Here is a 4,949-nt window from a genome sequence, read left to right as displayed (position 1 = left end):
GATTGTTTAATTTATCCATAAAAGCCATAGTTTAATATCCCTTCTTTCGTATTCATATAGTAATTTTATTATATAGTATATCGAATATGAAAACAAATAATAATATATGTTTTATATAGATTGATGAGAAATTTAAAACATATGATATAATAAATAGATAGAAAATAATTTACTTGACAAAAATTTGAAAGGTTGTAATAGTAATTTAAGGAGGTAGTATAGCCTATGAATAGAGATGATTTTTTAAATATGTATGGCTTAGATGAATATTCTTTGATAGAGTTAGGTATAAATTGGATAGATTTATATAATATACTACAAGATTATAAGAAATCAATTGATATTTATGATGCTAAAATAACCTATGTGGCGAATGTACTTAGAGAACATCCAAAAGTCCATTCTGTAAAAGCTAGAGTAAAAGACCCTAAAAGGCTATTACAAAAGATGGTTAGAAAAACTCCTGATAGAAGAAGGAAATATGGAGCTCATTTTAATTTTAGTATAGAAAATTATAAAGACGAAGTTACAGATTTAATGGGAATTCGTGCAATACATATTTTTAAGGATGACTGGGAAGAAATACACAATTTCATAACTAATAAATGGAATGTTATTGAGATTGTAGCGAATATAAGAGAGGGCGACAATGTAAAGACGTTCGAAGAAAAATCTATTCCTGTTAGATCTAGAGTTTCTGGATATAGATCTGTTCATTATCTTATTAAATACGGAGCAGAACACGATTTATCGACTATAGAAATACAAGTCAGAACTATCTTTGAAGAGGGATATGGCGAAATAGATCACCAGCTTAGATATAGCCATGATGGAGACATTCCAGAGGTATTAGCTCAAAATCTAATGCTGTTAAATAGAATTGCAGGAAGCTCTGATGAGATGGCGTCGCTTATAAATATGCTAAATCAAAGCTTTAGCGATATTGAATATAAATACAACAAAAAATTGAAAAATAAAAACGATATGCTCAGAAATTTGCGCCAAAAAATCTATGAAAATGACTCTTTAAGTAAAGAGGAGAGACAGTCTATAGTAAATGATATAGATAATATAATTTGGGGGGATAGACCAAAGAATTTGAGGAGGTAATAAATGACACAAAAGAAAATATTATTTTTTGATATTGATGGTACATTGATTTCAGAAGTAAACAATGAAATACCAGAAAGTACGAAAAATGCACTTAAAAAAGCTCAAGAAAATGGACATATAACTATTATAAACACAGGTAGAACTAGAGCTTTAGTAGAACCAAGATTAGAAGATATGGGGTTTGATGGATATATCTGTGGATGTGGAACTTATATAGAGGTAAATGGCAAAGTATTGTACCATAAAAGCATAGAAAAAAATAAGTATAAGGAAATAATAAACTTTTTAAATGAAAATGAAATGGAAACTATAATTGAGGGAGAAAAAGCAATATTTATGGATTATGACAGCAAGAGCAAGGATGTTCAAGCTATAATTAAGAACTTTGAAAAAAGAGGATTCCCTATGAAACCTTATACAAGTGATGAATTGTATTTCGATAAGTTTTTTGCCACATTAAAAAATAGCGATAAATTAGAAAATATAGTTGAGTATCTTGAGAATGAAGGCTTTGACTATATAGATAGAGGTTCAAATAATATAGAGGTTGTTCCAAAAGGACATTCAAAGGCAACAGGTATGGAGTTTTTATTAAATTATTTTAATTTAAAAAAAGAAAATAGCTATGCATTTGGAGATAGCTACAACGATACTGCTATGTTTGAATTTTGTCCAAATGGAGTATTAATGGCAAATGGAGAGAAAGATCTATCTAAAATCGTAAAATTTGTAACAAAAGATGTAGATGATGATGGCATACAATATGCATTACAACATTTCAATATAGTATAAATAATAGAGATGCTGAAAATATAAATATTTCGGCATCTTTTTCATTTATATAGAAAAAATTTTGTTTATAATACGTGAAAAAATTATATTTCTTATTTTATTATTTTAAATAAAATTATATTAATATATAATTTGTTAATTATATTAAGGTAAAAAATTTTTCATATGGATATAATTAAAATAACTAAATATTCAGACAAGGAGTGCATACGTATGGAAAAAATAAGTACAGGGATAAAAGGCTTCGATGATATCATGGGTGGATGGTACCCTGGTGATAATGTCGTATGGCAGGTTGAAGATATAAATAACTATAGACATGTAGCAAACGTTTTCGCAAAAAAATCAATAGCAGATGGAAAAAAAGTAAATTATATTCGATTTGGAAAAGGAAATCCAATAATCGATGATTTAGATTCAGTTAATTTATTTGAACTAGACTTGGAAAAGGGATTTGAAGAATTTACAATGTCTGTTCACCACATAATAAAGACACAAAGTGAAAATGCAGTTTATGTATTTGATAGTCTTACATATATACAAAGAGGATGGTATTCAGACTTAATGACAGTAAACTTCTTCAAGGTTACATGTCCTTATCTGTATAAAATTGGAGCAGTAGCGTATTTTTCAATAAAGAGAAATTCTTATACTTATGAAACTATAGCTAAAATAAGAGAAACTACACAGGTTTTAATGGATATATACAATGTAGAAGGTAATTTCTATATACATCCATTAAAGGTTGAAGATAGATATACTCCTATTTTATTCTTCCCACATAAAATCGATGGAGATGAAGTTACTACTATAACTTCAAGTGGAGAAGCTTCAAAGCTATTTTCAAATTTCGACTGGCGAAATAAAAGACTTGGTTATTGGAGAATAAATTTCAACAAGGCAAAGGCTGCACTTAACCAAGATGAAGTCACTCAAAATAGAATGAAGGATATTTTAATAAAAATATTAGTTGGTAAGGACAGTAAAATCCACGATATGTGCCAAAAATACTTTACTTTAGAGGATATGGTGCAAATTGCATCTCGTGAAATCGGTACAGGATTTATAGGTGGTAAGAGTATAGGTATGCTTATGGCTACTGCTATCGTAAGTAAATCAGAAGAAACTAAAGAATATTTTAAAGATATATTAGAGCCACATGACTCATTTTACATTGGGACAGATGTTTTCTATTCTTATATAGTTGAAAATGGATTATGGGATTTACGAATGAAGCAAAAAACTGATGAAGGTTATTTTGTATATGCTAAAGAATTGCAGGATGGATTAAAGAATGGTAAATTCTCTCAAATGATAGAAGAGCAATTTATGCACTTATTGGAATACTATGGACAATGTCCTATAGTTGTAAGATCAAGTTCGCTTCTAGAAGATAACTTTGGTAATGCTTTTGCAGGTAAATACGACAGTGTTTTCTGTATAAATCAAGGTACACCAGAAGCTAGATTAAAGGATTTTGAAGATGCAATAAGAACAGTATATGCAAGTACAATGAATGAAGACGCATTAAATTACAGAAAAAATCGTGGGTTAGACAAACGTGATGAACAAATGGCTATCTTGGTTCAAAGGGTTTCAGGAGATTATTATGGAGAATATTACTTCCCTCATGTAGCTGGAGTTGCAAACTCATCAAATTTATATGTTTGGAATAAGAAGATAGATATGGATGCAGGTATGCTTAGACTTGTATTTGGTCTTGGTACAAGAGCCGTTGATAGAGTTAATAATGACTACGTTAGAATAGTTGCATTAGATGATCCAACTAGACTTCCTGCTATGACTAAGAAGGATCCTCAAAAATTCTGTCAACATTATGTGGATGTATTAAATTTAAATACAAATAGTGTGGAAACAGTGACAGTAAATGATGCTGTTAAAAATAATTTAAAGACACAAAGTAGCTTATTTGGTTCAAAGGACAAAGACACAGAAGAAAGATTCAAGAGAGTAGGAATAGATACATCTAATATACCATTTGTATTGAATTTTGAAAGATTGTTGAGAAGTACGAAATTTGCTGAAGCTATGAGAAAAATATTAAAGGTGGTTTCATCAAAATACAATTATCCTGTAGATATTGAGTATACTGCTAACTTTGATAGACAAGGTCATTTTAGAATAAACATAGTTCAATGTAGACCATTGCAAACTAGAGGTCTAGGTAAGACAGTAGAATTACCTAAATTAGAGGATTCTAGCTCATGCTTATTCTCATCACAAGGAAACTTCATGGGTGGTAATGTAAGACTTGCTATAGATTATATAGTATTTATATCTTCAGATGATTATCTAAAATTATCAGAGGTTGAAAAATACGATATAGCTAGACAGGTTGGATTTGTAAACAAGGAGTTAAAAGGAAAGAATGCAATGCTTATGGGACCAGGTAGATGGGGTAGTAGTAACCCAGCACTTGGAGTACCTGTTAAATTTACAGAGCTATGTAATATGTCTGTAATGTGTGAAATAGCTTATAGTAATCAAGATTTGATGCCTGAATTATCTTATGGAAGTCACTTCTTCCAAGACTTAGTAGAAACAGGAATCTTCTATGTTGCATTATTTGATAATAAGAGCGATGTAATATTTAATGAATATAAATTGAGAGAAAAAGAAAACATAGTAAAACAAATTGTAAAAGACAATAATATAAATGAAGATGTAATTAAAGTATATGATACAAAAGGACTTCAAATTTATTCTGATATAACTGAACAAATTGTAACTTGTTCTTAATATCTAAATAATATACTGTTGATATAGTATAAAATTAAAAGGCTTCTGAAAAATTATTTTTCAGTAAGCCTTTTTTAATGAAAAAAAAGAGGTCTAAAAATACTTTAGACACTCTCTTTCAATTGATTATAAAGGATATGGTATAAATATAGTTTATTTATGTGGTATTACATATATATTAATTGGAAATTAGAATAATCCTGATATTACTCCGTTTTCATCAACGTCAATCTTTTCAGCTGCTGGAACTTTTGGAAGTCCTGGCATCTTCATTATTTCACCAG

At 29.3% G+C, this 4,949-nt stretch carries 4 protein-coding genes; 3 read left to right on the top strand and 1 reads right to left on the bottom strand.

Going from position 1 to position 4,949, the window contains the following annotated elements:
* The first annotated feature begins 225 nt into the window (after positions 1-225).
* The 3 genes from ACI3VO_RS06190 (at position 226) to ACI3VO_RS06180 (ending at position 4,665) form a co-directional block, all read left to right on the top strand.
* Positions 226-1,110 carry a RelA/SpoT domain-containing protein gene (locus ACI3VO_RS06190; protein ID WP_439757071.1) on the top strand — a complete coding sequence of 295 codons (885 nt, stop codon included), beginning with the start codon at positions 226-228 and terminating at the stop codon, positions 1,108-1,110.
* A gap of 3 nt (positions 1,111-1,113) precedes the next feature.
* Positions 1,114-1,905, top strand: coding sequence for a Cof-type HAD-IIB family hydrolase (locus tag ACI3VO_RS06185; protein WP_439757070.1), 792 nt, complete (start codon positions 1,114-1,116; stop codon positions 1,903-1,905).
* 213 nt (positions 1,906-2,118) lie between these two features.
* On the top strand, positions 2,119-4,665 hold the full coding sequence (locus ACI3VO_RS06180) for a PEP/pyruvate-binding domain-containing protein (protein WP_439757069.1): 2,547 nt from the start codon (positions 2,119-2,121) through the stop codon (positions 4,663-4,665).
* A gap of 189 nt (positions 4,666-4,854) precedes the next feature.
* Here the strand turns inward: ACI3VO_RS06180 and ACI3VO_RS06175 are convergent.
* Positions 4,855-4,949: formate--tetrahydrofolate ligase (locus ACI3VO_RS06175; RefSeq protein WP_226927000.1), on the bottom strand; the 95-nt coding region annotated here is incomplete at its 5' end.

The organism is Intestinibacter sp., from assembly GCF_051866655.1.
In the GTDB taxonomy this organism is placed as follows: Bacteria; Bacillota; Clostridia; order Peptostreptococcales; family Peptostreptococcaceae; genus Intestinibacter.
Note: the sequence above shows the minus strand (reverse complement) of the source record. Positions and strands in the feature narration are given on the sequence as shown.